Source organism: Actinosynnema sp. NPDC091369, from assembly GCF_044757065.1.
Taxonomy (GTDB): domain Bacteria; phylum Actinomycetota; class Actinomycetes; order Mycobacteriales; family Pseudonocardiaceae; genus Actinosynnema.
Genome location: NZ_JBIVUG010000016.1, coordinates 97873 through 120094 on the forward strand (window position 1 = coordinate 97873; position 22222 = coordinate 120094).

General features: G+C 74.2%; 23 protein-coding genes. 9 read left to right on the forward strand and 14 right to left on the reverse strand.

The genetic code is table 11. The features are described from left to right. Window positions 1-13: 13 nt before the first annotated feature. From ilvD to ACIQMJ_RS36580, 4 genes are all read right to left on the reverse strand, one after another. Complete coding sequence (gene ilvD / locus ACIQMJ_RS36565) at window positions 14-1711, reverse strand: dihydroxy-acid dehydratase (RefSeq protein WP_499765590.1); 1698 nt, start codon at window positions 1709-1711, stop codon at window positions 14-16. Between the two features lie 92 nt (window positions 1712-1803). Next, on the reverse strand, window positions 1804-2574 hold the full coding sequence (locus ACIQMJ_RS36570; protein ID WP_499765591.1) for a hypothetical protein: 771 nt from the start codon (window positions 2572-2574) through the stop codon (window positions 1804-1806). Window positions 2575-2662: 88 nt separating this feature from the next. Then, window positions 2663-4036: a GntP family permease gene (locus ACIQMJ_RS36575; protein ID WP_499765592.1), complete on the reverse strand. Its 1374-nt coding sequence runs from the start codon at window positions 4034-4036 to the stop codon at window positions 2663-2665. Window positions 4037-4116: 80 nt separating this feature from the next. After that, window positions 4117-4656 carry a gluconokinase gene (locus ACIQMJ_RS36580; RefSeq protein WP_499765593.1) on the reverse strand — a complete coding sequence of 180 codons (540 nt, stop codon included), beginning with the start codon at window positions 4654-4656 and terminating at the stop codon, window positions 4117-4119. Window positions 4657-4768: 112 nt separating this feature from the next. Between ACIQMJ_RS36580 and ACIQMJ_RS36585 the strand changes: the two genes are divergently transcribed. After that, a complete protein-coding gene (locus ACIQMJ_RS36585; RefSeq protein ID WP_499765594.1) occupies window positions 4769-5506 on the forward strand; it encodes a FadR/GntR family transcriptional regulator in 738 nt (245 codons plus the stop codon). Window positions 5507-5605: 99 nt separating this feature from the next. Next, window positions 5606-6565 carry a hypothetical protein gene (locus ACIQMJ_RS36590; RefSeq protein ID WP_499765595.1) on the forward strand — a complete coding sequence of 320 codons (960 nt, stop codon included), beginning with the start codon at window positions 5606-5608 and terminating at the stop codon, window positions 6563-6565. Window positions 6566-6573: 8 nt separating this feature from the next. Here ACIQMJ_RS36590 and dacB read toward each other — a convergent pair whose 3' ends face one another. Further along, window positions 6574-8124 carry a D-alanyl-D-alanine carboxypeptidase/D-alanyl-D-alanine endopeptidase gene (dacB, locus tag ACIQMJ_RS36595; RefSeq protein WP_499765596.1) on the reverse strand — a complete coding sequence of 517 codons (1551 nt, stop codon included), beginning with the start codon at window positions 8122-8124 and terminating at the stop codon, window positions 6574-6576. A gap of 213 nt (window positions 8125-8337) precedes the next feature. Between dacB and ACIQMJ_RS36600 the strand changes: the two genes are divergently transcribed. Next, complete coding sequence (locus ACIQMJ_RS36600) at window positions 8338-9144, forward strand: SAM-dependent methyltransferase (RefSeq protein WP_499765597.1); 807 nt, start codon at window positions 8338-8340, stop codon at window positions 9142-9144. Window positions 9145-9279: 135 nt separating this feature from the next. After that, window positions 9280-9693 carry a cold-shock protein gene (locus ACIQMJ_RS36605; RefSeq protein ID WP_499765598.1) on the forward strand — a complete coding sequence of 138 codons (414 nt, stop codon included), beginning with the start codon at window positions 9280-9282 and terminating at the stop codon, window positions 9691-9693. A 33-nt stretch (window positions 9694-9726) separates the two neighbouring features. On the opposite strand, the gene ACIQMJ_RS36610 is transcribed toward ACIQMJ_RS36605, so the two are convergent. After that, on the reverse strand, window positions 9727-10134 hold the full coding sequence (locus tag ACIQMJ_RS36610) for a hypothetical protein (RefSeq protein WP_499765599.1): 408 nt from the start codon (window positions 10132-10134) through the stop codon (window positions 9727-9729). Then, on the reverse strand, window positions 10131-10634 hold the full coding sequence (locus tag ACIQMJ_RS36615; RefSeq protein WP_499765600.1) for a YflT domain-containing protein: 504 nt from the start codon (window positions 10632-10634) through the stop codon (window positions 10131-10133). Before ACIQMJ_RS36615 ends, ACIQMJ_RS36610 begins: the two co-directional genes overlap by 4 nt. A 185-nt stretch (window positions 10635-10819) precedes the next feature. Between ACIQMJ_RS36615 and ACIQMJ_RS36620 the strand changes: the two genes are divergently transcribed. Then, a complete protein-coding gene (locus tag ACIQMJ_RS36620) occupies window positions 10820-11800 on the forward strand; it encodes an alpha/beta fold hydrolase (RefSeq protein ID WP_499765601.1) in 981 nt (326 codons plus the stop codon). Between the two features lie 3 nt (window positions 11801-11803). Here ACIQMJ_RS36620 and ACIQMJ_RS36625 read toward each other — a convergent pair whose 3' ends face one another. From ACIQMJ_RS36625 to ACIQMJ_RS36635, 3 genes are all read right to left on the reverse strand, one after another. Continuing rightward, complete coding sequence (locus ACIQMJ_RS36625) at window positions 11804-12055, reverse strand: hypothetical protein (protein ID WP_499765602.1); 252 nt, start codon at window positions 12053-12055, stop codon at window positions 11804-11806. A gap of 66 nt (window positions 12056-12121) precedes the next feature. After that, the gene (locus tag ACIQMJ_RS36630; RefSeq protein ID WP_499765603.1) at window positions 12122-13225 is read right to left on the reverse strand and encodes a glycosyltransferase family 4 protein; all 1104 of its coding nucleotides are present in this window, start codon (window positions 13223-13225) and stop codon (window positions 12122-12124) included. Next, window positions 13222-15375 carry an amylo-alpha-1,6-glucosidase gene (locus ACIQMJ_RS36635; RefSeq protein WP_499765604.1) on the reverse strand — a complete coding sequence of 718 codons (2154 nt, stop codon included), beginning with the start codon at window positions 15373-15375 and terminating at the stop codon, window positions 13222-13224. Before ACIQMJ_RS36635 ends, ACIQMJ_RS36630 begins: the two co-directional genes overlap by 4 nt. A 149-nt stretch (window positions 15376-15524) precedes the next feature. On the opposite strand from ACIQMJ_RS36635, the gene ACIQMJ_RS36640 reads away from it, so the two are divergent. Continuing rightward, window positions 15525-16571, forward strand: coding sequence for a glucose 1-dehydrogenase (locus ACIQMJ_RS36640; protein WP_499765605.1), 1047 nt, complete (start codon window positions 15525-15527; stop codon window positions 16569-16571). Between the two features lie 59 nt (window positions 16572-16630). Continuing rightward, entirely contained in the window at window positions 16631-16996 is a 366-nt protein-coding gene (locus tag ACIQMJ_RS36645; RefSeq protein WP_499765606.1) for a DUF1330 domain-containing protein, read from the forward strand. Window positions 16997-17000: 4 nt separating this feature from the next. Here ACIQMJ_RS36645 and ACIQMJ_RS36650 read toward each other — a convergent pair whose 3' ends face one another. Both ACIQMJ_RS36650 and bla read right to left on the reverse strand, forming a co-directional pair. Next, the gene (locus ACIQMJ_RS36650) at window positions 17001-17585 is read right to left on the reverse strand and encodes a D-alanyl-D-alanine carboxypeptidase family protein (RefSeq protein ID WP_499765607.1); all 585 of its coding nucleotides are present in this window, start codon (window positions 17583-17585) and stop codon (window positions 17001-17003) included. Next, window positions 17585-18523: a class A beta-lactamase gene (bla, locus tag ACIQMJ_RS36655; RefSeq protein WP_499765608.1), complete on the reverse strand. Its 939-nt coding sequence runs from the start codon at window positions 18521-18523 to the stop codon at window positions 17585-17587. Before bla ends, ACIQMJ_RS36650 begins: the two co-directional genes overlap by 1 nt. A gap of 82 nt (window positions 18524-18605) precedes the next feature. Here bla and ACIQMJ_RS36660 point away from each other — a divergent pair, with 82 nt between their 5' ends. Continuing rightward, window positions 18606-19493, forward strand: coding sequence for a LysR family transcriptional regulator (locus ACIQMJ_RS36660; protein WP_499765609.1), 888 nt, complete (start codon window positions 18606-18608; stop codon window positions 19491-19493). Then, entirely contained in the window at window positions 19490-20389 is a 900-nt protein-coding gene (locus tag ACIQMJ_RS36665; protein WP_499765610.1) for a serine hydrolase, read from the forward strand. The genes ACIQMJ_RS36660 and ACIQMJ_RS36665 overlap by 4 nt, the downstream gene beginning before the upstream one ends. A gap of 15 nt (window positions 20390-20404) precedes the next feature. On the opposite strand, the gene ACIQMJ_RS36670 is transcribed toward ACIQMJ_RS36665, so the two are convergent. Together ACIQMJ_RS36670 and ACIQMJ_RS36675 are read right to left on the reverse strand one after the other, a co-directional pair. Next, window positions 20405-21601, reverse strand: a complete 1197-nt coding sequence (locus tag ACIQMJ_RS36670) for an MFS transporter (RefSeq protein WP_499765611.1) — start codon at window positions 21599-21601, stop codon at window positions 20405-20407. 6 nt (window positions 21602-21607) lie between these two features. Beyond that, entirely contained in the window at window positions 21608-22177 is a 570-nt protein-coding gene (locus tag ACIQMJ_RS36675; protein WP_499765612.1) for a sigma-70 family RNA polymerase sigma factor, read from the reverse strand. Window positions 22178-22222 lie beyond the last annotated feature (45 nt).

A 22222-nucleotide genomic window follows, 5' to 3' on the forward strand; every position in this document is an offset into this window, starting at 1 on the left:
GCACCGCGGCGCGTCAGCCGCAGACCGCGCCGCCGGACGCGGAGCCGACGAGCTTGGAGTACTTCGCCAGCACGCCCCGCCGGTACCGGGCGGGCAGCGGCGACCAGCCCTCGCGGCGCGCGGCCAGCTCGGCCTCGTCCACGTCGACGTCCAACGTGCCGTTGGCGACGTCGAGCGTGATCCGGTCGCCGTCGCGGACGAACGCGATCGGGCCGCCGTCCACCGCTTCCGGCGCGACATGGCCGACGCACAGCCCGGTCGTGCCGCCGGAGAACCGGCCGTCGGTGAGCAGCAGGACGTCCTTGCCCAGCCCGGCGCCCTTGATCGCCGCGGTGATGGCGAGCATCTCGCGCATGCCCGGACCGCCCTTGGGGCCCTCGTAGCGGATGACGACCACGTCGCCCGCGGTGATCGTGCCGTCCTCCAGCGCGTCCATCGCGGCGCGCTCCCGGTCGAACACGCGGGCGGTGCCGGTGAACACGTCCGAGTCGAAGCCCGCGGACTTCACCACCGCGCCGTCGGGCGCGAGGGAGCCGCGCAGGATCGTGATGCCGCCGGTGCGGTGGATCGGCTCGCTCATCGCGCGCAGCACCGTGCCGTCGGGGTCGGGCGGCGCGATGTCGGCCAGGTTCTCGGCGACCGTGCGCCCGGTGACGGTCAGGCAGTCGCCGTGCAGCAGTCCCGCGTCCAGCAGCGCCTTCATCACCACGGGCACGCCGCCGATGCGGTCGACGTCGGTCATCACGTGCCGGCCGAACGGCTTGACGTCGGCCAGGTGGGGCACCTTCGCGCCGATCCGGGTGAAGTCGTCCAGGCTCAGCTCCACCTCGGCCTCGTGGGCGATGGCCAGCAGGTGCAGCACGGCGTTGGTGGACCCGCCGAACGCCATCACCACGGCGATCGCGTTCTCGAACGCCTCCCGGGTCATGATCTGCCGCGCGGTGATGCCCTTGCGCAGCATCTCCACCACGGCCTGCCCGGACTTGCGGGCGAACCCGTCGCGCCGCCGGTCGGTGGCGGGCGGGGCGGCGCTGCCCGGCAGGGACATGCCCAGCGCCTCGGCCGCGCTCGCCATCGTGTTGGCCGTGTACATGCCGCCGCACGCGCCCTCGCCGGGGCAGATGGCGCGTTCGATGAGGTCGACGTCCTCGCGGCTCATCAGGCCGCGGGCGCACGCGCCGACGGCCTCGAACGCGTCGATGATGGTCACCTCGCGCTCGCTGCCGTCGGTCAGGGTGACCCGGCCGGGCAGGATCGAGCCCGCGTAGAGGAACACGCTGGCCAGGTCGAGGCGCGCGGCGGCCATGAGCATGCCGGGCAGCGACTTGTCGCAGCCCGCGAGCAGCACCGACCCGTCCAGCCGCTCGGCCTGCATGACGGTCTCCACGCTGTCCGCGATCACCTCGCGCGACACCAGGGAGAAGTGCATGCCCTCGTGGCCCATGGAGATGCCGTCGGACACCGAGATCGTGCCGAACTCCAGCGGGTAGCCGCCCGCCGCGTGCACGCCGTCCTTGCTGGCCTTCGCCAGCCGGTCCAGCGGCAGGTTGCACGGCGTGATCTCGTTCCACGACGAGGCGACACCGATCTGGGGCTTGACCCAGTCGTCGTCACCCATCCCGACCGCCCGCAGCATCCCGCGCGCGGCGGTCCTCTCCAGGCCGTCGGTGACGTCGCGACTGCGCGGCTTGATGTCCGGGGTCTCGTTCATGGCACGAAACCTAACGCCCCGGCGGGGCCGACGCACCGGCGACCGGCCGGTCCCGGCCCCGACCGGTCGAAGCGGTCGGGGCCGGGAGCCCATCACAGCTCGGTGTAGCTCTTGAGCCCGACGAGGGTGGTGAGCTCCATCGAGTTCGCACCGGCGGGGGAGGGCAGGCCGAACCGCTTGTCCACCAACCGGTCCAGGCCGCCGCAGCCCTTCGCGGACGGCACGGCGAACGAGGTGTCCTCGATGGTGAACCGGAGCACGGGCGGATCGGCGGAGATCCGGTCCGGTCCGCTGGTCCGGAGGGGCCGGAACACGAGCGGGTCGTCCTCGTCGCCGATGGCGCAGGTCCGCGGCAGCAGGCCGTTGATCACGCGCAGCTTCAGGTGCTGCACGCCCATCCGGTCGCCGTCGGACAGGAAGTCGGCGAACCCGGCGTACTCGAGGCGCAGGTCCGTGCGCAGCACCGGGCTGGGCCCGGGAACGCCGAGCAGGCCACCCGGCACGGTCGTCGGCTCGGCCCGCAGGGCGCCGAAGACCTGCGCGAACTCCCCGTTCAGCTGCCCCTCGGCGAACGTCAGCCGCATGGCGCCGGTGGGCTGCTCGGCCAGGTTGCCGAACTTGAGGGTGCCGGTGGACATCAGCACCTCGCAGCGCCACTGCGCGGGGTCGGCGCCGGCGGGGATCGCGGGGCAGTCGGCGAAGTCGAACGCGGGGATCGGCGCGGGCTGCACGGCGGCTTCCTGTCCGGCGAGGGGTGTCGGCGCGGGCTGCGCGGCGGCCTGCTGCGGGACCGCGACGGCGAGGCCGATCAGGGCGGTGCTCGCCAGTGCCGCGACGGCGGCGCGGCGGGAGGTTCTGCTCATGACGCAGAGCCTTCCGCGCCGCGCCCCGTCCATGATCCGGTGGATCCCCGGGATCGACCCTGGCCGGACCCCGAAGACCCGGCCGGGGTCACCCGAGCAGGAACAGCACGCCCGCCAGGCCGAAGCCCATCATGCTGATCGTGGTCTCCATGACCGTCCACGTCAGCAACGTGGTCCGCACGTCCATCCCCATCAGGTTGCCGACCAGCCAGAAGCCGGAGTCGTTGACGTGGCTCGCGATCACCGACCCGGCCGCCAGCGCGAGCACGATCGCGGCCAGCTCGACCGCGCTGAACCCGCCCGCCTGCACGACCGGCTGCACCAGGCCCGCCGCGGTGGTCAGCGCGACCGTGGCCGAACCCTGCGCCACGCGCAGCGCGGCGGCGATGACGAACCCGGCCACGAACACCGGCAGGCCGAGGTCGGCCAGCCCGCCCGACAGCGCGCCGCCGATACCGCCGGCCCGCAGCACCGCGCCGAACATGCCGCCCGCGCCGGTGATCAGGATGACCGCGCACACCGGTGCGAGGGCCGAGTCGACCAGCTTCTCGACCACCTCCTTGCGCTGCCCGAGGACGAAGGAGGCGACGAGCACGGCCACCAGCAGCGCCACCGGCGTCGAGCCGAGCGCGCGGGCGACCTGGAACCAGGCGGCCTCACCGTCGACCCACCCGGCGGCACGGGCCGCGTCCAGACCGGTGTTGGTGAAGATCATGACCAGCGGGAGCAGCAGGAGCGCCACGACGGTGCCCGGGTTCGGCGGGTCCTCGCGGTCCTCTTCCTGCGGGCCGCCGCTGAGCAGCGTCGGCACGGGCAGCACGAGCTGCTTGCCCACGGACAGCCCGTACAGGTAGCTGGTCACGTACCAGGTGGGGATCGCGATCAGCAGGCCGAACGCGATCACCAGGCCGACGTCCGCGCCCAGCAGCTCGGTCGCCGCGACGGGTCCGGGGTGGGGCGGCACGAACACGTGCATCACCGAGAACGCGCCCGCCGCGGGCAGGCCGTAGCGCAGCACGCCGCCGCCCAGCCGCCGGGCCACCGCGAACACGATCGGCAGCATCACGACCAGGCCCGCGTCGAAGAAGATGGGGAAGCCGAAGACCAGCGAGCTGACGCCGAGCGCGAGCGGCGCGCGCCGCTCGCCGAACCGGCGGATCAGCGCGTCGGTCAACGACTGCGCGCCGCCGCTGACCTCCACGAGCCGGCCGAGGATCGCGCCGAGGCCGACCAGCAGCGCGACGCTGCCGAGCGTGGTGCCGAACCCGCCGATGAGGGTGGGTACCACCGAGTCCGCCGGGATGCGCGCGGCGAACGCGGTGAGCAGGCTGACCACCACCAGCGCCAGGAACGCGTGCACCCGCAGGTACATGATCAGGAACAGCAGGAGGGCGATCGCGCCCCCGGCGATGCCGAGCAGGGCGCCCGTGCCGAGGGTCTGCACCCAGTCGTCGGTGGTCATCCGTCAGCTCCGTTGCTTTCGAGGGGTTTCCGCGTCGGGCCCGAGAGGATGAAGCGAGGAGGTGGAACTCAGGGGTGTGCTCAGGGGGTGGGTGGGCGACCGGCGTCGAGGCCCAGCCGGGTCACGGCCTGCTCGACGATCACCGCCGGAGCCAGCGCCACGTCGACCGCGACGCCGTCCTCGTCGGACCGCAGCGGTTCGAGGGTGTCGAACTGGGAGCGGAGCAGGGACGGCGGCATGAAGTGCCCGGACCGGTGCCGCATCCGCTCGCCGATCACGTCGGCGTCGCCGTGCAGGTGCAGGAAGCGGACCCGCGCGCCCGCCTCGCGCAGCACGTCCCGGTAGGCGCGCTTGAGCGCCGAGCACGTGACGACCGTGCTCTCGCCGGCGGCGGCGCGGTCGGTGATCCAGTCGCGGATCGCGACCAGCCAGGGCGCGCGGTCGACGTCGGTCAGCGGGGTGCCCGCGGACATCTTGGCGATGTTGGCGGCCGGGTGGAACTCGTCGGCCTCGGCCATCGGCCAGGCGAGCCGGTCGGCCAGCGCCGCGGCCACCGTGCTCTTGCCCGATCCGGACACGCCCATCACGACCACGCAGGTCGGCTCGGCGCTCGTGGTCATGGGGGACACCCTCTCGGCTGCGACGACGAGACGATCAAAAGTAGTACCTTTGGCGGCGAAAGGTATCACCTTTGAGCGGGCTGAGGAAGGCCCGCCGGGATACGCTGCTGCCGTGCCGGTACAACGTCGGGAAGGCGGTCCGGGCGGCGACGCCCTGCACGCCTCCGTGCTCGACACCCTCGGGCTCCAGATCACCAGCGGCGAGCTCGCGGAGGGCCGGGTCCTGACGCTGGACGGCATCCAGGAGCGGTTCGGGGTGTCGCGGACCGTCGCCCGTGAGACCATGCGGGTGCTGGAGTCGATGGGCCTGGTGACCTCACGCCGGCGGGTCGGCATCACGGTGCAGCCGGCGTCGTCCTGGCAGGTCTACGACCCGAGGTTGATCTGGTGGCGGCTGGCGGGCCCGCACCGCGACGCCCAGCTGCGCGCGCTCACCGAGCTGCGGATCGCCGTCGAACCGGTGGCCGCGGCGCGGGCGGCGTGGAACGCCTCGGCCAAGGAGCGCGACCGCCTGGTCGACCTGGCCGCGCGGATGCGGCGGTCGGGCGAGGCCGGCGAGCTGGAGCAGTTCCTGGAGCTGGACATCGCCTTCCACGCGCTGCTGCTGGAGTCGGGCGGCAACGAGATGTTCGCCGCGCTCCAGGAGGTGGTGGCGGTGGTGCTGCGCGGGCGCACGAGCCTGGGGCTGATGCCGGACAAGCCCGTGCCCAGCGCGTTGAACCTGCACGAAGAGGTGGCGCGGGCGGTCGCGAGCCGCCACCCCGAGGCCGCCGAGCTGGCCATGCGGGCGTTGGTGAGCGAGGTGCGCGACGCCGTCGTGCCGGTCAACGGCCCGCGCGTCGTCCTCTGACCGCCTCGCCCGACCCGCTCGCCCCGGACCACGGTGATCGTCGGGAACGCGCGGTGCCCGTTCGCCGTCGAAGGCGCGAACCACGAACGGGGAGGCACCGTGAACCACCCGCAGCAACCGCCGAACGGGCACGACCCGTACGGTCAGCCGGTCCAGTACGGCGGCTACCAGTACGGCGGTTTCGCCCCGCAGCCCCCTCCCGCGCCGAAGAAGCGGACCGGCGCGGTCGTGGCGGCCGTGGCGGTCGTCGTGCTGGTCCTCGGCGGCCTCGCGTTCACCGGGTTCGTCCAGCCGGGCTTCTTCGTGGGCGCGTCGGGCACCACGACGACCACGACGACCGCCCCGCCGACCACCTCGTCCTCCACCGCGGCTCAGGGCGGCGGCGCCGACGAGGTCGTGGAGGCCGTGGTGGCCGGACTGGACTCCCAGGACTCCGCCGCCCTCAAGAAGCTCACGTGCGAGAAGGCGAAGTCCGTCGTGGACAGCGCCATCGACGACGTGTCGTCGCTCAAGAAGGCGAAGCTCGTCGAGACCGACGAGGTCTCCGGCGCCAAGGTGGTGGCGACCGTCGAGGTCACCACCGCGTCCAAGACGTCCGAGGTCGAGGTCACCGTGGTCCGCGAGGACGGTGACTGGTGCTGGCAGGACATCGCCCGGGCCGACGGCAGGACGCCGACCAGCGGGACGCCGTCGCGGACCGGGTCGCCCACCACCGGGCGGGAGCCCACGGCCGGCGGCAAGCCGGTCGCGCCGGAAGCGCTCGCCGCCATGCAGGCGTTCCTGGACCGGGTGAACGCCGGTGACGCGGCGGGCGCGACCGGCCTGCTGTGCGCGGACGCCATCGCCGACGCCGCGGACGTGCAGGAGCTGGTCGGGCACAAGCCGGACCTGGGCATCGACCCGGCGATGGACGGCCGCGCCACCGGCGAGGACTCCGTGCAGCTCTACCTCAAGGGCACGGCCAAGGGGCAGAAGCTGGAGGGCTACTCCACCAACCTCTGGGTGACCAGCTACGACGGCCCGTGGTGCGTGCACGCGTTCCGCGCCGTCGTCATCTGACCCCCGGCTCAGCAGGACTTGGTCCAACTGCACTCCAGCCCGCGATCGGGGGCGGGCTCCGGCGCGACCCGGACCGCGGGCGGGGTCTGCCCGCGCGCGTGGCCCGCCAACCGGACCGCGACGGCGTCCTCGAACGGCTTCGCCGACGTCAGCGTGTCGTTGCTGATCATGGCGAACACCAGCGGGACGCCGTCGGCGGTGGTCACGTAGCCGGACAGGGCGCTGACGCCGGTCAGCGAGCCGGTCTTGGCCCGCACGTTGCCCTCGGCCGGGGTGTCGCGCATCCGGTTGCGCAGGGTGCCTCCGACCATCCGGTCGGCCGCGCCGGCCACGGGCAGCGAGTCGTACCAGGTCGCGAACCACGGTTCGCGCCGGGCGGCGAGCAGCAGCGCGGCCAGCTGGTCCGGCGAGACCTGGTCCATCCTGGACAGTCCCGAACCGTCCCGCAGCGACAGCGCCGCCGGGTCCACGCCCCACTCGCCGAGCTTCGCCGTCATCGCCCGCAGCCCCGCGGTCCAGCTGCCCTCGCCGGACACCGCCCGGCCGACCGTCTTCACCAGGATCTCGGCGTGCATGTTGTTGCTCAGCTTCATGAACGGCACCAGCAGCTGTGACAGCGGCATCGACAGGTGCTCGCCGAGGACCCGCGCGTCGGCCGGGGTCGGGCCCGTTCCCGTGCCGCCGAGCACGTGCACGCCGTGCCGCGCGAGCGCGTCCCGGAACAGGGAGGTGACCAGGCCGGTCGGCTCCCACACCGTGCTCCACTCGCTCTCCACCGCGCCGCCGGCGGGGATGCTGCCGCGCACGGCGATCACGTTGGTCCCGTGCTCCCGCTCGACCGACACGCTCGACGCCGAGCCGGCCGGACCGGTGACGGCGGTGTTGGCGATCGTCACGTAGTCCGTCGGCGGCTCGGTGGTGACGGTCGCCGGCTGACCCGCCGCGCCGGGCGCGACCCGGACGATGATCGACCCGGCGTCGTAGTCGGTGTCCGGTGAGACGGTCAGCGCCGAGATCTGGGCGTTGTAGTAGTAGGGCTCGTCATCCCAGGCCCACCCGGTGCCCAGCCGCACGGAGTCGAACCAGGTGTCGTCGGCGACGAGCCTGCCCCGGACCAGCCGGACGCCGCTCGCGGCGACCCGGGCGGCCAGCGCGTCGTAGTCGGCCGCGAGCATGGTCGGGTCGCCGGTGCCGCGCAGGTGCAGGTCGCCCGCCAGCGCCCCGAGGCGCTCCCGGCCGGTCGCGGCCACGGTGGTGCGGAACCGGTGGTCGGGTCCGAGGACGTCCAGCGCGGTCGCGGAGCTGATCAGCTTGCCGTTGGACGCCGGCTGGCCGCGCTCGTCGCCCTCGCGGGAGTACAGCAGGGCTCCGGTGTCGGCGTGGCGGACCACGAGCCCGACGTCCGCGCCGGCGAGGGCGGGGCCGGTGATGATCGCGTCGAGGTCCCGGGTGAGCGCGTCGTCGGTCTGCGCGGACGCGGGCGTGGCGAGGTCCGCGGCCGGGACCGCGGCGAACGCGACGGCGGCCAGGACGAGCGCGAGCGACCGTGATCGGGGCATGGGGGTCTCCTCCAGGGACGCCGATGCGGACTTCCGTCAGGGATTGTCCACGTATCCGGATCACCTGTGAAGTTCTGACGGGAGCGCGGGGACGACCACCCCGCAGGACTCGACCGGATCTCCGCGGATGCGCGCGAGCACCGGATCACGGGCCTCCGGCCGCTGTAGCGTGCACCCGTCCATCACGACGTGCGGAAACCGAGGAGTGCCACCGTGGAGAGACCGGCCTGGGTCGGACCCGACATCGACCTGTCCCGACCGAGCCCGGCCCGGGTCTACGACGTGCACCTCGGCGGTGCGCACAACTTCCGGGTCGACCGCGAGGCCGCGCAGCGGATCGCCGAGGTGATGCCGGACTTACCGCGCATCCTGCGGGCCAACCGGGCGTTCCTGCGCCGCGCGGTGCGGTTCCTGGTCGACCGGGGCGTCACGCAGTTCCTCGACCTCGGCTCGGGCATCCCCACCTCGGGCAACGTGCACGAGGTCGCGTGGAGCGCCGACCCGGGCTGCCGGATCGTGTACGTGGACGTCGACCCGGTCGCGGTCGCGCACAGCCGGGCGCTGCTCGACGGCTTCGACCACGCCACCGCGGTGCACGCCGACCTGCGCCGGCCGGAGGAGGTCCTGACCCACCCGGAGACGCTGCGCACGCTGGACTTCACCCGGCCGGTGGGCGTGCTGATGTTCGCGGTGCTGCACTTCGTGCCCGACGAGGACGACCCCGCCGGGATCATCCGCCGGTACCTGGACGCCACCGCGCCGGGCAGCCACCTCGCCCTGTCGCACGCCAGCCTGGACGGCGAGGCCGAGCGGGCGGAGGAGGCCACCGAGCAGTTCCGCAGCCGGGTCACGGACTTCTCGATGCGCACCAGGACCGAGATCGGCGACCTGCTCGCCGGGGTGGAGCTGGTCGACCCCGGCCTGGTCTACCTGACCGAGTGGCGGCCGGAACCGGGCGACGAGGACCCGGACCCGAAGCGCACGTCGACGTTCGCCGCCGTCGGCCGCAAGAGGGGCTGACCGCGGCACCCGCGGCCCTCCGGCGCGGACCACCGGGGCGTCGTCGTGGGCACGATTCGCGCGATGGCCCTCGGGATAGGATCGTGGTGATGTCGCCACGGGTGTGGCGCGTGCTGCTGGTAAGGGGTTGCGGTGGTGGTGAAGGGCAAGGTCGTCCGGTTCGACGAGGTGCGCGGGTACGGGTTCGTGTCGCCCGAGGAGGGTGGCGAGGACGTCTTCATCCACGTCAACGACATCGACTTCGACAAGCGGTTGATGGCGCCCGGCGCGCTGGTCGAGTTCCTGGTGGAGATGGGCGACCGGGGGCCCAAGGCGTCCCGGGTGAGCCTGGTGCGCGAGGCGTCGGTGCGCAGCGCCCCGTCGTTCCACTCGGGCGACGACGTCAACGGCAACGACATGTTCTGCGAGGTCGTGTCGACCAAGAGGTTCCTGCAGGAGGTCACCGAGACGCTGCTCGTCGCGGCGCCGGGGATGACCGCCGAGCAGATCCTGAACGTGCGCAAGAGCCTGGTCGGGATGGCGCGCAAGTACAACTGGCTCGAGGACTGAGCACCGGGCCGTCCACTGCGGACGGTCGGGCGCTCACCCGGGCCCGGGTGCCGCCCGCAGGTGGGCGAGGTCGTCGTCGGACGGTTCCAGCAGCACGTCGCCGACGTGCAGGTGCCGTGCCACGGCGTGCAGGTCCCGGACGACCTCGCGCACGGTCCGGTCCGCCGGCGGGCTGCCCGGCCGGGTGTCGGACAGCGCCTCGGCGACGGCGAGGTGGTGCGCGCGGTCGGCCAGGGCGTCGGTGAGGTCGGCCAGGCCGGCGCTCAACCGGCGCACCTGCCGGACCGCGCACCGCAGGTGCTCCAAGGACAACGGGTCGCGGCCCAGCTGCCGGGCCGCTTCGCGCAGCGCGTCGTCACCGGCGCGCAGGGCGGCGTGCCCGGGGTGGGCGCACCTCTCGTCCCCCTCCCCGCGGCCCGGCCCCCGCGCCGGTCCGGTCATGGGCCCGGCGGCGCCGCGAGCGCCGGCTTGGCCAGCAGGTCCCGGCCCTTCTCGGCGGTGCGCGGTTCGCACAGCACGTCGTAGCGCCCGGCCACGAGCTGGGTGGTGGACGCGAAGTCGCGCCGGCCCCGCACCGAGGCGTAGCCGACGGCCGCGAACGTCGTGCCGAACACGACACCGGTCACCAGGCCCGCCACGATCGCCACCGGCAGCGGGCCGGAGCCGAACAGGCCGAGCAGCAGGCCGACGAACAGGCCGAACCAGGCGCCCGACGCGGCGCCGCCCGCCAGCACGCGGCCCCAGGTCAGCCGGGCGGTCACCCGTTCGACGACCATCGGGTCGACGCCGACGATCGTGACGTCCTGCACCGGGAAGTCCTGGTCGGCCAGGTGGTCGACCGCGCGTTGGGCCTCGGCGTAGGTGGCGTAGGAACCGATCGGCCAGCCCGTCGGCGGTGTCGGGACCGTCGTCGGCTGCCGGGCGATCAGCGGTGTGGTCATGGGCTCTCCCTGGGTCACTTGCCGGTGACGGCGATGCGCCGGGCTTCGCCGCGTGGGTCCTGGGTACCCGGACCGACCGCCCGCCATCACCGGGGCACGATCAACACCGTCGTCTCACGTTCACCCGGAGAACGAAGTTGAGCGTACGACAGTTCCCATTCTTGAGCCCGCCACGCTCAACTCAGGTGGTGCGCAAGGACTGGAAGGTGCGGGGCGACGCCGGCCACCTGGGCGTCCGCGAGGTGCGCCCGGCCCGGTCGGCGCGCGGTCGGCCGGTCCTCCTGCTGTCCGGCGCGCGCGTGCCCGGCATCGCGTCGTTCGACCTGCCCGTGCCCGGCGGTTCCCTGGCCGCCGACCTCGCGCGCGAGGGCCACCGGGTGTTCATCGTGGACGCCCGCGGCTACGGCGCGTCGGACCGCCCGCCCGCGCTGGACGCGCCCCCGTCCGCCAACCCGCCCGCCGTGACGGGGGAGCAGGTGGTGCGCGACATCGCGGCGGTCGTGGAGTGGGTGCCGGCGACGACCCGCCACCGCCGGGTCGACCTGGTCGGGTGGGCGACCGGCGGGCACTGGGCCGCGTGGTACGCGAGCGGGCACCCGGACCGGGTCGAGCACCTGGTGGTGCTCAACAGCCTGTACGGCGCGACCGACGGCCACCCGGTGCTCGGCCGCGGTTCCGACCACGAGGACCCCGCGCGGCCCGGTCACTTCGACGACGCCCGGCACGGCGCGTACCGGCTCGCCACCGGTCCGGGGCTGCTCGGCGGCTGGGACGCGAGCATCCCGCTGGACGACAAGTCCGCGTGGCGCGACCCGCGCGTGGCGACGACCTACGTCGAGCACGCCCTGGCGAGCGACCCGACGTCGGCCGACCGCGAGCCGCCTGCCTTCCGCGCCCCGACCGGCGCGCTGAAGGACAGCTTCCACCTGGCGACCGGCCGACGGCTCTGGCACGCCGGCACGATCACCGCCCGCACGCTGGTTTTGAGCGGCGAGCTGGACTTCTGGTCCCGCGCGGACGACGTGACCACGGTGGTCGCCGATCTCCGCCAGGCCCGGGACGTGCGGGCGGTGCACCTGGAGCGCGCCACCCACTTCGTCCACCTGGACCGGGCCGAGCGCGGCCGCGACCGGCTGCTCGACGAGGTGCTGCGCCGGCTCCGCTAGCGGTCAGGACCGCCGCGCGAGCAGGCGTGCGCGCAACCGCTGCAAGGGCGGCATGAGCCCGTAGATGACGATCGGCACCGCGATCGTCGCCAGGACCAGGGTCCGCACGGCGGTCGGCGCACCGTCGAGGAGGTCGCCGAGCAGCAGTTGCAGCACGGTCAGGGTGGGGAAGACGGCCAACCAGATCATCAGGGCCAGGTGGTGCCGGGGCGGCGGACCCGCGGGTCTCACCGCCGCCGCGTTGTTTTCGCTCATGGGACAAGGTTCGGCCCCGCGTGCCGGAAACGACAAACCTTGTTGCCGTTTCCGGGAAAAGCGGGGTCAGGCGCCCTGCTCGGACACGCTCCGCGGCTGCGTCGTCATGCGCAGGGCGGTCTGCTTCGCGGTCACGTGCAGCGAACCGGCGACGGCCCGGCAGTAGACGTCCTCGTAGCGGGCGGCCATGAGGTCGACGTCGAACCGGCTCGCCGCCTCCTCGCGGCACCGGTGGGCCGAGAGCTCCCCGACCCGCCCCAGCGCGGCGACCAACGACGCGTGGTCGTCGCACACGAAACCGGTCCGGCCGTCCGCCACCACCTCGGGCACCGCGCCGCGCCGGGTGGCGACCACAGGCGTGCCGCAGGCCATCGCCTCCACCATCACCAGCCCGAACGGCTCGTCCCAGCGGATCGGGAACAGCAGGCAGCGCGCGGCGGCCAGCAGGGCGAGCTTGTCCTCGCGGCCCACCTCGCCGAGCCACTCGACGCCCGGCCCGAGCAGCGGCTTGACCTCGTGCTCGAAGTACTCCTGCTCCTCCGGTTCGCGGCACTTGGCCGCGATGCGCAGCGGGAGGCCGACCTCGGTGGCGGCGGCGATCGCCTCCGGGATGCCCTTGTCCGGCGTGGCGCGACCGAGGAACAGCGCGAAGTCCTCCTTGTCCCGCCGGAACGGGAACAGCCGCACGTCGATGGCGTTGTGCACGGTGGCCGCCCAGCCCAGGTCCGGCGCGAGCCGGCGTTGCGCGTCCGACACGGCCACCAGGTGCACGGTGCCGTCCAGCCCGCGGTAGTAGCGGCCCATGTCGCCGGTCACCGGCGCGTGCGCGGTGACCACGGTGGGCACCGGACGCCCGCGCGCGAGCAGCGGCCCGGCGAGGCTGTGGTCGTGCACCACGTCCACGTCCAGGTCGGCCAGGATGGCGGGCAGCGCGGCGGCGTGCACCACCTCGGGGATGCCCTGGCCCATCCGGTCCTGCTGCGGCCGGTCCGCCGTGCGGCGGAAGTCGGCGGCCGTGCCGTTGCGCCCGACCCCGACGAGCACGACGTGGTTGCCGCGCGCGACCAGCCGGTCCACCAGGTCGGCGCACATCGCCTCGGTGCCGCCGTAACCCGAGGGCGGCAGCTCGAACCAGGGCGGTGCGATCATCGCGACGCGCGGCGCGGTCACCGGTCCCGCCCCCCGTCCAGCCCGGGGTGCACACCCGCCGCCTCGCGCACCAGCTCCACGTCGTCGGGCAGCCCGGTCACCCGCACGTCGGCGCCGTTGACCTCCAGGCCGACCCGCGCGCCCAGCATCGGGATGCCGTCGAGGGCGAGCGGCTCCAACGACTCGGGCAGCACGGGCGAGATCCACACCTTGCGGCGCGGCGCGTACGGCTCCACCCGCAGCAGCACGCGCAGCAGGTGCACGGGGGTCGCCGACGCCCACGCCTGCGGAGAGCACGACGTCGGGTAGGGGATCGGGTCGGGGTACTCGGCGCGGTCGAAGCCGCACAGCAGCTCGGGCAGCCGGCCGCCGAACGCGTCGGCCGCGTCCATCACGGCGGTCGCGACCCGCTGCGCGTGCTCCACGAAGCCGTAGCGCATGAGCCCGTGCACGATGATGGCGTTGTCGTGCGGCCACACCGACCCGTTGTGGTAGCTCATCGGGTTGTACGCGCCCATCCCGGACGCGAGGGTCCGCACGCCCCACCCGGTGAACATCTCCGGTGACACCAACGCCTCCGCGACCCGCTCGGCCTTGTCCTCGTCCACGACGCCGCTCCACAGGCAGTGGCCGATGTTGGAGGTCAGCGCGTCCACCGGCTGCTTGTCGCCGTCCAGGGCGATCGCGTAGTAGCCGCGGTCGGGCAACCAGAACCGCTCGTTGAACCGCTGCTTGAACCCGGCCGCGCGCTCGCGCCAGCGCCGCGCGCCGTCGAGGTCCTCGAAGTCCTCGCACATGCACGCCCGCGCCAGGAAGGCGTTGTAGACGTAACCCTGGACCTCGCACAGCGCGATCGGGCCGCGCGCGATCCGCCCGTCGGCGAAGTTCACCCCGTCCCAGGAGTCCTTCCACCCCTGGTTGACCAGCCCGCGCTCGGTCGCCCGCCGGTACTCCACGAACCCGTCGCCGTCCCGGTCGCCGTAGTCCTCGATCCACGCCAACGCGCGGTCCACGTGCGGGAGCAGCCGCTCGACCTGGTCCCGGTCGATGCCCCACCGGGACAGCTCGCCCAGCAGCATCACGAACAGCGGCGTGGCGTCGGCGGTGCCGTAGTAGACGTTGCGGCCGCCCAGTACCAGCGACGCGTCCGCGCCGAACCGCATCTCGTGCAGGATGCGCCCCGGCTCCTCCTCGCTGTTGGGCTCGACCCGCGTGCCCTGGTGGTGCGCCAGGGTGCGCGCCGTCCCCAGCGCCAGCGTGGGGTCGATCGGCAGCGCCATCAGCGAGGCCAGGATCGAGTCGCGGCCGAACAGCGTCATGAACCACGGCGCGCCGGCGGCGACCGCGGTGTCCGAGGGGCGGTCGGGGTCGAAGATCCGCAGCGCGCCCAGGTCCTGCCTGCTGCGCTGGAGCGTCATGGCCAGCGACGGCCTGCCCGTGTACCTCAGCACGGGCACGGCCTCCCGCCACCGCCGGGCCCGCATCACGGGCACCGACTCGTCGATCGGGCGTCCCAGCGGGAACATCGTCTCGGTCGTGCGACCGTCCACGACGGGCCGCACGGTCACGCACGTCGACCACTCGCCCTTGGGCGGCACGACCGCGCGGAACGTGAGCGTGTCCGGCGAGTAGTCGGCGCCGTCGGCCCGCACCCGCACGCCCCGGCTCTGGCCGTCCAGCCGGCGGCTCAGGCGCAGCTCCTCCGGCTCCACGTCGCACTCGTGCCGGCCCCGCTCGCGGACCCGGCCCTCCTTGACCTCGAACAGGTCCGCGAAGTCGGCGTGGACGTGGACGGTGACGACGTGCGTGGCGGTCTCCCGGCCGAAGTTGCGCAGCGTGATGTCCTCGCGCATGCCCGCGCCGACGTACCGCTCGCGGCGCACGAGCAACGTGCTCTCGGCGTCGTGCGCGCGGGACCGGCCGCGGCCGACGAACGTCATCCGGAACGGGTCGCGGGTGAGCGTGGTGATGTGCTCGACCGGCCCGCCGTCCAGGCGAAGCTGCCAGCCGGACACGATCCGGGTGTCCTGGAAGAACACGCCCTGCGCGGCGGCGGCGTCCACGTTGCCGTCGCTGCCGCACACGCAGAACGAAGTGCCGTGCACGAGCGTCACCGTGTCGGGTGACAGCGTGACGGGCTCGCCGTCGTAAGCCCAACCACCCTCGGTCATCGTCGGCCTCCTCCGCCGGGCGTTCCGTCCCGCCGACCAGGTCCACCACGGGTGCCACCCGTCAAGGAGGGCAAACACCGCCCATCCCACCGGGGGACCTCGCCCGCCGGGCGTCGCATGCACCACCGCGCGCGGGGTAGCCCACCGCCATGCGCGCGCTCACGCTCGACCCCAGGACCGCGAACTCGTTGCGGGTCACCGAGGTGCCCGAGCCCGAACCCGGACCCGGTGACCTGCTGGTCGAAGGGCTGGCGGTGGGCGTCTGCGGCACGGACAAGGAGATCGCCCGCGCCGAGTACGGCGAGCCGCCGCCGGGGCGGCACCGGCTGGTGCTGGGCCACGAATCGCTCGGCCGGGTGATGACGGCGCCGGCCGGCAGCGGGTTCGCGGCCGGCGACCTCGTGGTGGGCGTCGTGCGGCGCCCCGACCCGGAGCCCTGCGGGGCGTGCGCGCACGGCGAGTTCGACAACTGCCGCAACGGCCGCTACACCGAGCGCGGCATCAAGCAGCTCGACGGGTACGCGGCCGAGCGGTGGTGCGTCGAGGCCGACTACGCCGTGGCGCTGGACCAGGGGCTGACCGACGTCGGCGTGCTCATGGAGCCGACGTCCGTGGTCGCGAAGGCGTGGGAGCAGGTCCGTCGCGTGGGGGAGAGGGCTTGGTACGAGCCGGAACGCGCCCTGGTGACCGGCGCGGGTCCCATCGGGCTGCTGGCGGCGATGATCGGCGTCCAACAGGGACTGGACGTGCACGTGCTCGACGTGGTCGAGGACGGCCCGAAGCCGGAGCTGACGCGGCGGTTGAGCGCGACCTACCACCACGGGGACGTGGACGAGGTGTCGTCCGGGCTGCGACCGGACGTGGTGATCGAGGCGACCGGCGTGGGCAGCCTGGTCGTCTCCGCCCTCCGCAACACCGCGTCGTTCGGGGTGGTGTGCCTGGCCGGCCTCTCGTCGGGCGGCCGCACGGTCGAGGTGGACGTCGCGGGCACGAACCGGGCGATGGTGCTGGAGAACGACGTGGTCGTCGGCTCGGTCAACGCGAACCTGCGCCACTACCGCCAGGCCGCCGACGCGCTGGCGAAGGCCGACCCGGACGGGCTGGCCGGTCTGATCAGCCGCCGCGTGCCGCTGGAGCGCTTCGCCGAGGCGTTCACCGCGCGGCCCGACGACGTCAAGGTCGTCATCACGCTGTGAGCGGCGGGCCGGTGAACCCACCGATGCGGACGTGATCACGAGCCGTCATGCTGGTCGGCATGGCTGTCGATCCGCGCGGTGCCGACCTGAAGCGACTGCTGGCCGAGGACCCGGGCGGTCCCGTGGTCATGCTCAACCTGCTCCGGTTCGCCGAGGGCGGGCGGGCGTCGTACGAGGAGTACGCGCGGCACCTGCGCGAGACGTTCCTGCCGCGTTACGGCGGGGAAATCCTCTACGCGGGCACCGGCTCCACCGTGCTGGCCGCCGAGGACGGGCAGAGCTGGGACGCGGTGGTGGTCGTCCGCTACCCGGACCGCGCCGCGTTCAGCCGCATGGTCGCGGACCCGGAGTACCAGGAGGTCACGCACCTGCGCACGCGGGCGTTGAGCGAGGCGGTGCTCCAGGCGACCATCCCGTGGGGCTGAGCGCTCAGGCGCCGCTCGCGCTGGGCAGCAGGGGCGGGCAGCCGGCGGTCGCCCACGCGGGGTCGTGCTCGAAGTGCCACTCCTCGTTGAGGTAGCGGCGGCACCAGCCCAGCGCGGGGCCGTTCCGCTCCACCCAGGCCGCCGACTCCAGCGGTTGCACGTCCACCGCGATGCCCTTGACGTGCATCGACTTCTCCGGTGGCAGCACGTACCGGGCGGCCAGCTCCGGCGTGCCGAACCGTCGCACGGCGTCCTCGAACTCCCGCCGCTGCTGGCCGGTGCTGCGCTTGCCGTCGTTCAGGCACAGCCCGACGCCCTGCGCGCCCGCCGCGGCCCGCAGCCGGTGCCAAGCCTCCAGCACGTCCGGGCGCAAGCCGTCGGGCTGCTCGTCGGCGTAACGCCCGTCCAGCGCGCAGGCCGGGCCGGTCTCCGGACCCGGGACCTCCTCCACGATCGCCAGCGGCCGTCCCGGGAGAGGCTGGTGGACCAGGGTCACCCGGTCCATCGCGCCCATCGCGCCCAGGGAGGCCACGGCCACCAGCACGACCAGCAGCACGCCGATCGCCGTGCGCCTGACACCGTTCGACATCACGTCAGCACATCCACGACGTACGCGGCGGCCTCGGCGAGCAGCGCTTGGTCGTACCGGGCGTCGGCAGTGGTCTTGCTGGACATGATCGAGACCACCAGCGGTGCGGCGTTCGGCGGCCAGACCACGGCGATGTCGTTGACCGTGCCGTAGCCGCCGGTACCGGTCTTGTCGGCCACGGTCCACCCCTGCGGCACGCCGGCCCGGACGCGCAGGGGGGCCGCCGCGGTCGCGTTGCGCTCGAGCAGGTCGCGCAGAAAGGCGCGCTTGTCCGCGTCCAGGGCGTCATCGAGCACGATCCTGCGGTAGTCCTCCCCGATGGCGCGTGGTGAGGTCGTGTCGCGTGGGTCGTCGGGCACGGCCGTGGTGAGGTTCGGCTCGAACCGGTCGGACCGGGTGACCGTGTCGCCGAGCGCCCGCGCGTACGCGGTCAGCCCGGCCGGGCCGCCGAGGTCGCGCAGCAGCAGGTTGCCCGCCGTGCCGTCGCTGTGGCGCACCGCGGCGTCGCACACCTCGCGGAGCGTCATGCCGGTGGCCACGTGCTGCCTGGTGACGGCGGAACTGGCCATCAGGTCGTCCTCCGTGTACCGCACGACGGTGTCGAGGTGGGACAACGGGTTGCGGTGCAGGACCGCGGCCGCCGCCAACCCCTTGAACGTCGAGCAGAACGCGAACCGCTCGTCCGCCCGGTGCTCGACGGTGGCCCCGGTGCCGGTGGCCAGGGCGTACACGCCCAGCCGGGCGTCGAACCGCCGCTCCAACCCGATCAGGTGATCGTGCGGCACCGGGGACGGAGCGGTGGTGGGCGGCGCGGACGTGCCGGTCGGGGCGGGGGAGGACCGCGGCGGCGCCGTCTCCCCGGCGCAGCCGGCCAGCGGGAGCAGCGCGACCGCGCCCAGGAACGCGCGGCGGCTGACGGTGTGGTGCGGCGGTGTCACGACCCCGAGCTTCACAGGCGGCCGTGATGCTGTCCAAGACGCGAACGCGGGCACTGATGCCGATCTGGCATAGTCCCCGGTCGTGGACGTGGTGGAGGCGTGCAAGGCGTTCGTGGCCGTCAGCGGGCACGGCAGCTTCACCGTCGGCGCGGCGGCGGCGCGGATACCGCAGTCGGTGGCCAGCAGGCGCGTGGCGGCGCTGGAGCGGCACTTCGGGGCCAGGCTGTTCACCCGGACCTCGCGGACCGTGGCGCTGACGCCGTTCGGCCGGGAGATGCTGCCGTCGGCGCGGCGGCTGGTCGACCTCGCCGAGGCGATGGAGCACGACGCCCGACGGGCGAAGCTGCGCCCGTTCCGGCTCGCCGTGCCGGAGGTCTGCGCGCCCCGCCGGTTGGCCCGGCTCGTGGCCGACGCCCGCCGTCACGACCTGGAGCTCGACCCGTGCCCGGCCGGACCGGCCGACCGGGTGGAGCTGGTGCGCACCCTGGACGTGCGGGCCGCGCTGGTCGCCGTGCCGCCGGACGACGGCGTCTGGCGGGTGCCGCTCGGCCTCGCCGGGCAGGCCGACCCGGGCGCCGCCTCGGCGGTCCACGTGGAGACCCTGCGCGTCGGCCGGGCCGAGCGGACCGCCCGCCGCCGTCGCATCCGCCTCCAGCCGGAGGACGACGTGCCGCACGTGCGCGACCGCCTCACCCGGCTGCGCGACGCCGTCGGCCTGCAACCCGCCCAGGTGGTGGTGGCGCCGTCGCTGGTCGCCGCCGCGGCCGACGTGCTCGGCTCGTCCGACCTGCTGCTGTGCTCGCCGGGCCAGGCCGACGACCTGGGCCTGCACTGGCGGCCGATCGGCGAGCTGGACCTGGCCCGCGGCTACGACGTCACGGCCGGCCTGCGCGAGGACGCCGAGCGCGTCCGCGACCTCCCGGCCGCCGCGATCGCGCGCTGCCTCGACGGCGGGGACGGCGGGCCGTGACGACGGAGGTCCTTCGCGCCGCGCGCGAGGCGTTGGACGACGCGGGCCTGCGCGGGTCGTTCCTGGTGCGCGACCTGGACACCGGCGAGGAGATCGGCCTCGACGCCGAGGTCGAGTACCCGGTGGCGTCGCTGGTGAAGGTGCCGCTCGCGGTCGCCACGCTGGAACGCGTCGACCGCGGCGAGCTCGACGCCGCCACGCCGGTCGTGGTGCCGCCCGGCCGGGTCGGCGCGCCGGGGCCGATCGGGCTGCCCAAGTTCCGCCACCCGGCCACGATCGCCGTGGACGACCTGCTCTACCTGAGCGTCGCGATCAGCGACAGCACCGCCGCCGACGCCCTGTTCGCCCTCACCCCGCCCGCCGCCGTCGCCGCCGAGCTGCGCCGGCTCGGCTGCGACGGCATCGCCGTGCGCCACCTCATGCGCGACCTCGTGGACACGCCCGCCGAGCGGTTCACCCCGGCCGAGGGGCACCTCGCGCACTCCCTGGCCATCGCGGCGGCGACCGAAGGTCGTGGGCACCCGGTGACCCAGCTCGACATCAGCCGGGCGAACGCCGGTTCCGCCCGCGCGTTCGTGGACCTGCTGCACGGCCTGTGGCGGCCGACGACGATCCGGCCCGCGGTCGCCGAACGGGTCCGCGAGCTGATGGGCGACAACGTGGTGCGGCACCGGCTCGCCCCCGACTTCAGCTCGGACGCGTCGCGCTGGTCCTCCAAGACCGGCACGCTGCTCAACCTGCGGCACGAGGTCGGGGTGGTCGAGCACGCCGACGGCCAGGCGTTCGCGGTCGCCGCGCTCACCGAGTCGCGGGTGCCCGCCGTGGTGCAGCCGGGCGCGGAGGCGTTGATGGCGCACGTCGCCCGCACGCTGCGCGACCACCTGCGGTCGCGGTGAGCCGGGCGGCGGGCGTCAGCGGAAGTCCTTCGTGGACGGCACGAGCGCGGCTGCGGCGGGCGCGGCGAAGCAGACCACCGCGCACACCGCGAGGACGGCGTCGGCGCCGAACGCGGCGACCGCGGGCGCGATCAACGCCAAGCCGACCGGCGCCAGGCCGTAGGACAGCAGAAAGTCCACAGAGGACACCCGGGCCAGCATCGCGGGCTCCACCTCGCGTTGCGCCGCGGTGAACCACGGCACGTTGAACAGCTCGATCCCCGCGCCCGCCACCGCGTAGGCGGCCACGACGACCACCGCGGGCACCGGCAGCAGCAAGGCCACCGGCACGAAGCCGTAGCAGGCCAGGCCCGCCAACGCGGTCCAGCCCCGCGCCCCGGAACGCCGTCGTGCGGCGAACACCGCACCACCCAGCGCGCCCACCGCGTAGGCGGTCGTGGCGGCGGCGAGCACGGCCGCCGTGCCGTAGCGGTCACTGCTCACCAGCGGCAGCACCACACCGGTCGCGGAGTACCCCGTGGCGATCACCGCGGTCAACGCGCCCAACCCCGCCACGAACCACGGGTGCCGCCGGGCCTCGCGCAGACCGGCCGCGAACTCCGCCGAGAACCGCCGCCCGGCAACGGGGACGACGGCCGCGCCCGGAGGCGGCACCAGGGCGGCGACCCACCACAGCACCGCCGTCGCGACGACCAACGCCCGGGTGTCCACGACCAGCGCCAGCAACGCCGTCAGACCCGGCGCGACCAGCGTGGTCACCCGCACCGCCACGGTCATGGCCGCGTTCGCCCGCAACCGCCGCTCCTCGGCCACGACCTCCGCCGTGAGCGCCTGGAAACCCGGACGGCACGCGCCCTGACCGGCGCCGACCACGGTCGCCGCCGCGGCCACCAGCACGACCGAGCGCCCCAACCCGAGCGCGAGCAGCGGCGTGGCGAGCCCGGCCACCGCACCCGACCACGCCACCACCCGCCGGCGCGGGTGCCGGTCGGCCAGCACGCCGGCGATCGGGACGGCGACCAGGAACCCGACCGTCCGGGCGGCCAGCACGACACCCAGCCCGCCGGCGGTCAGCGACCGCTCCAGCACCGCGAACCCGAGCACGAACGGCAACGCCCACGTGGCCAACCCGGATGCCGTCGCGCCGGTCCACAGTCGCAGGAACGCCGCGTCGCGCCGCAGCGGAGCGCCCGGCCGGACGTCAGCGCGCACGAGCGCTCAGCCGGCCTCGGTGGCGTCGGACCGGCCGGTGGCGCGCACGAGGTCCTCCCGCGCCCGCGCGACCCGCGACCGGATCGTGCCGATCGGGCAGCCCGCGACCTCCGCCGCCTCCGCGTAGGACAGACCCAGCACCTGGGTGAGGACCAGGGCCTCCCGGCGGTCGGGGTCCAACGCGTCCAGCAGCATGGTCAGCTCCACCGCGCCCTCGAACCCCGAGTCGGCCGGCCGCCGGTCCGCCGCGCGCTCCCAGTCCGCCCCGGGCGACAGCCGGGGCCGCGACCGAGCCATCCGCACCTGGTCGACGACCACGCGGCGGGCGATCGACAGCAACCAGGTGCGCGCCGACGACCGCCCGGCGAACCGGCGCAGGCTCGCGAGGGCGCGCGCGTAGGTCTCCTGGGCCAGGTCGTCGGCCACGTCGACGTCGGCGAGGTGGGCGATGAACCGCCACACGTCCCGCTGGGTGGCCCGCACGAACCGCTCCAGCGCGTCCCGGTCGCCGGACCGGGCCCGCAACGCCCAGCGCGTCACCTCGTCGTCGGGGTCGGTCACGTTGGGGAAGGTCACGATTCCGGATCGTAACCACACCGGCGGTGGGAACTCGTGCGCCGA

What these genes read in the sequence shown, in the direction of transcription:
- ACIQMJ_RS36610 (WP_499765599.1), bottom strand. Translation starts at nt 10,134, where the DNA reads ATGACCGGACCGGCGCGGGGGCCGGGCCGCGGGGAGGGGGACGAGAGG.
- ACIQMJ_RS36615 (WP_499765600.1), bottom strand. Translation starts at nt 10,634, where the DNA reads ATGACCACACCGCTGATCGCCCGGCAGCCGACGACGGTCCCGACACCG.
- ACIQMJ_RS36640 (WP_499765605.1), top strand. Translation starts at nt 15,525, where the DNA reads ATGCGCGCGCTCACGCTCGACCCCAGGACCGCGAACTCGTTGCGGGTC.
- ACIQMJ_RS36580 (WP_499765593.1), bottom strand. Translation starts at nt 4,656, where the DNA reads ATGACCACGAGCGCCGAGCCGACCTGCGTGGTCGTGATGGGCGTGTCC.
- ACIQMJ_RS36625 (WP_499765602.1), bottom strand. Translation starts at nt 12,055, where the DNA reads ATGAGCGAAAACAACGCGGCGGCGGTGAGACCCGCGGGTCCGCCGCCC.
- ACIQMJ_RS36635 (WP_499765604.1), bottom strand. Translation starts at nt 15,375, where the DNA reads ATGACCGAGGGTGGTTGGGCTTACGACGGCGAGCCCGTCACGCTGTCA.
- ACIQMJ_RS36575 (WP_499765592.1), bottom strand. Translation starts at nt 4,036, where the DNA reads ATGACCACCGACGACTGGGTGCAGACCCTCGGCACGGGCGCCCTGCTC.
- ACIQMJ_RS36645 (WP_499765606.1), top strand. Translation starts at nt 16,631, where the DNA reads ATGGCTGTCGATCCGCGCGGTGCCGACCTGAAGCGACTGCTGGCCGAG.
- ACIQMJ_RS36650 (WP_499765607.1), bottom strand. Translation starts at nt 17,585, where the DNA reads ATGTCGAACGGTGTCAGGCGCACGGCGATCGGCGTGCTGCTGGTCGTG.
- ACIQMJ_RS36570 (WP_499765591.1), bottom strand. Translation starts at nt 2,574, where the DNA reads ATGAGCAGAACCTCCCGCCGCGCCGCCGTCGCGGCACTGGCGAGCACC.
- dacB (WP_499765596.1), bottom strand. Translation starts at nt 8,124, where the DNA reads ATGCCCCGATCACGGTCGCTCGCGCTCGTCCTGGCCGCCGTCGCGTTC.
- ilvD (WP_499765590.1), bottom strand. Translation starts at nt 1,711, where the DNA reads ATGAACGAGACCCCGGACATCAAGCCGCGCAGTCGCGACGTCACCGAC.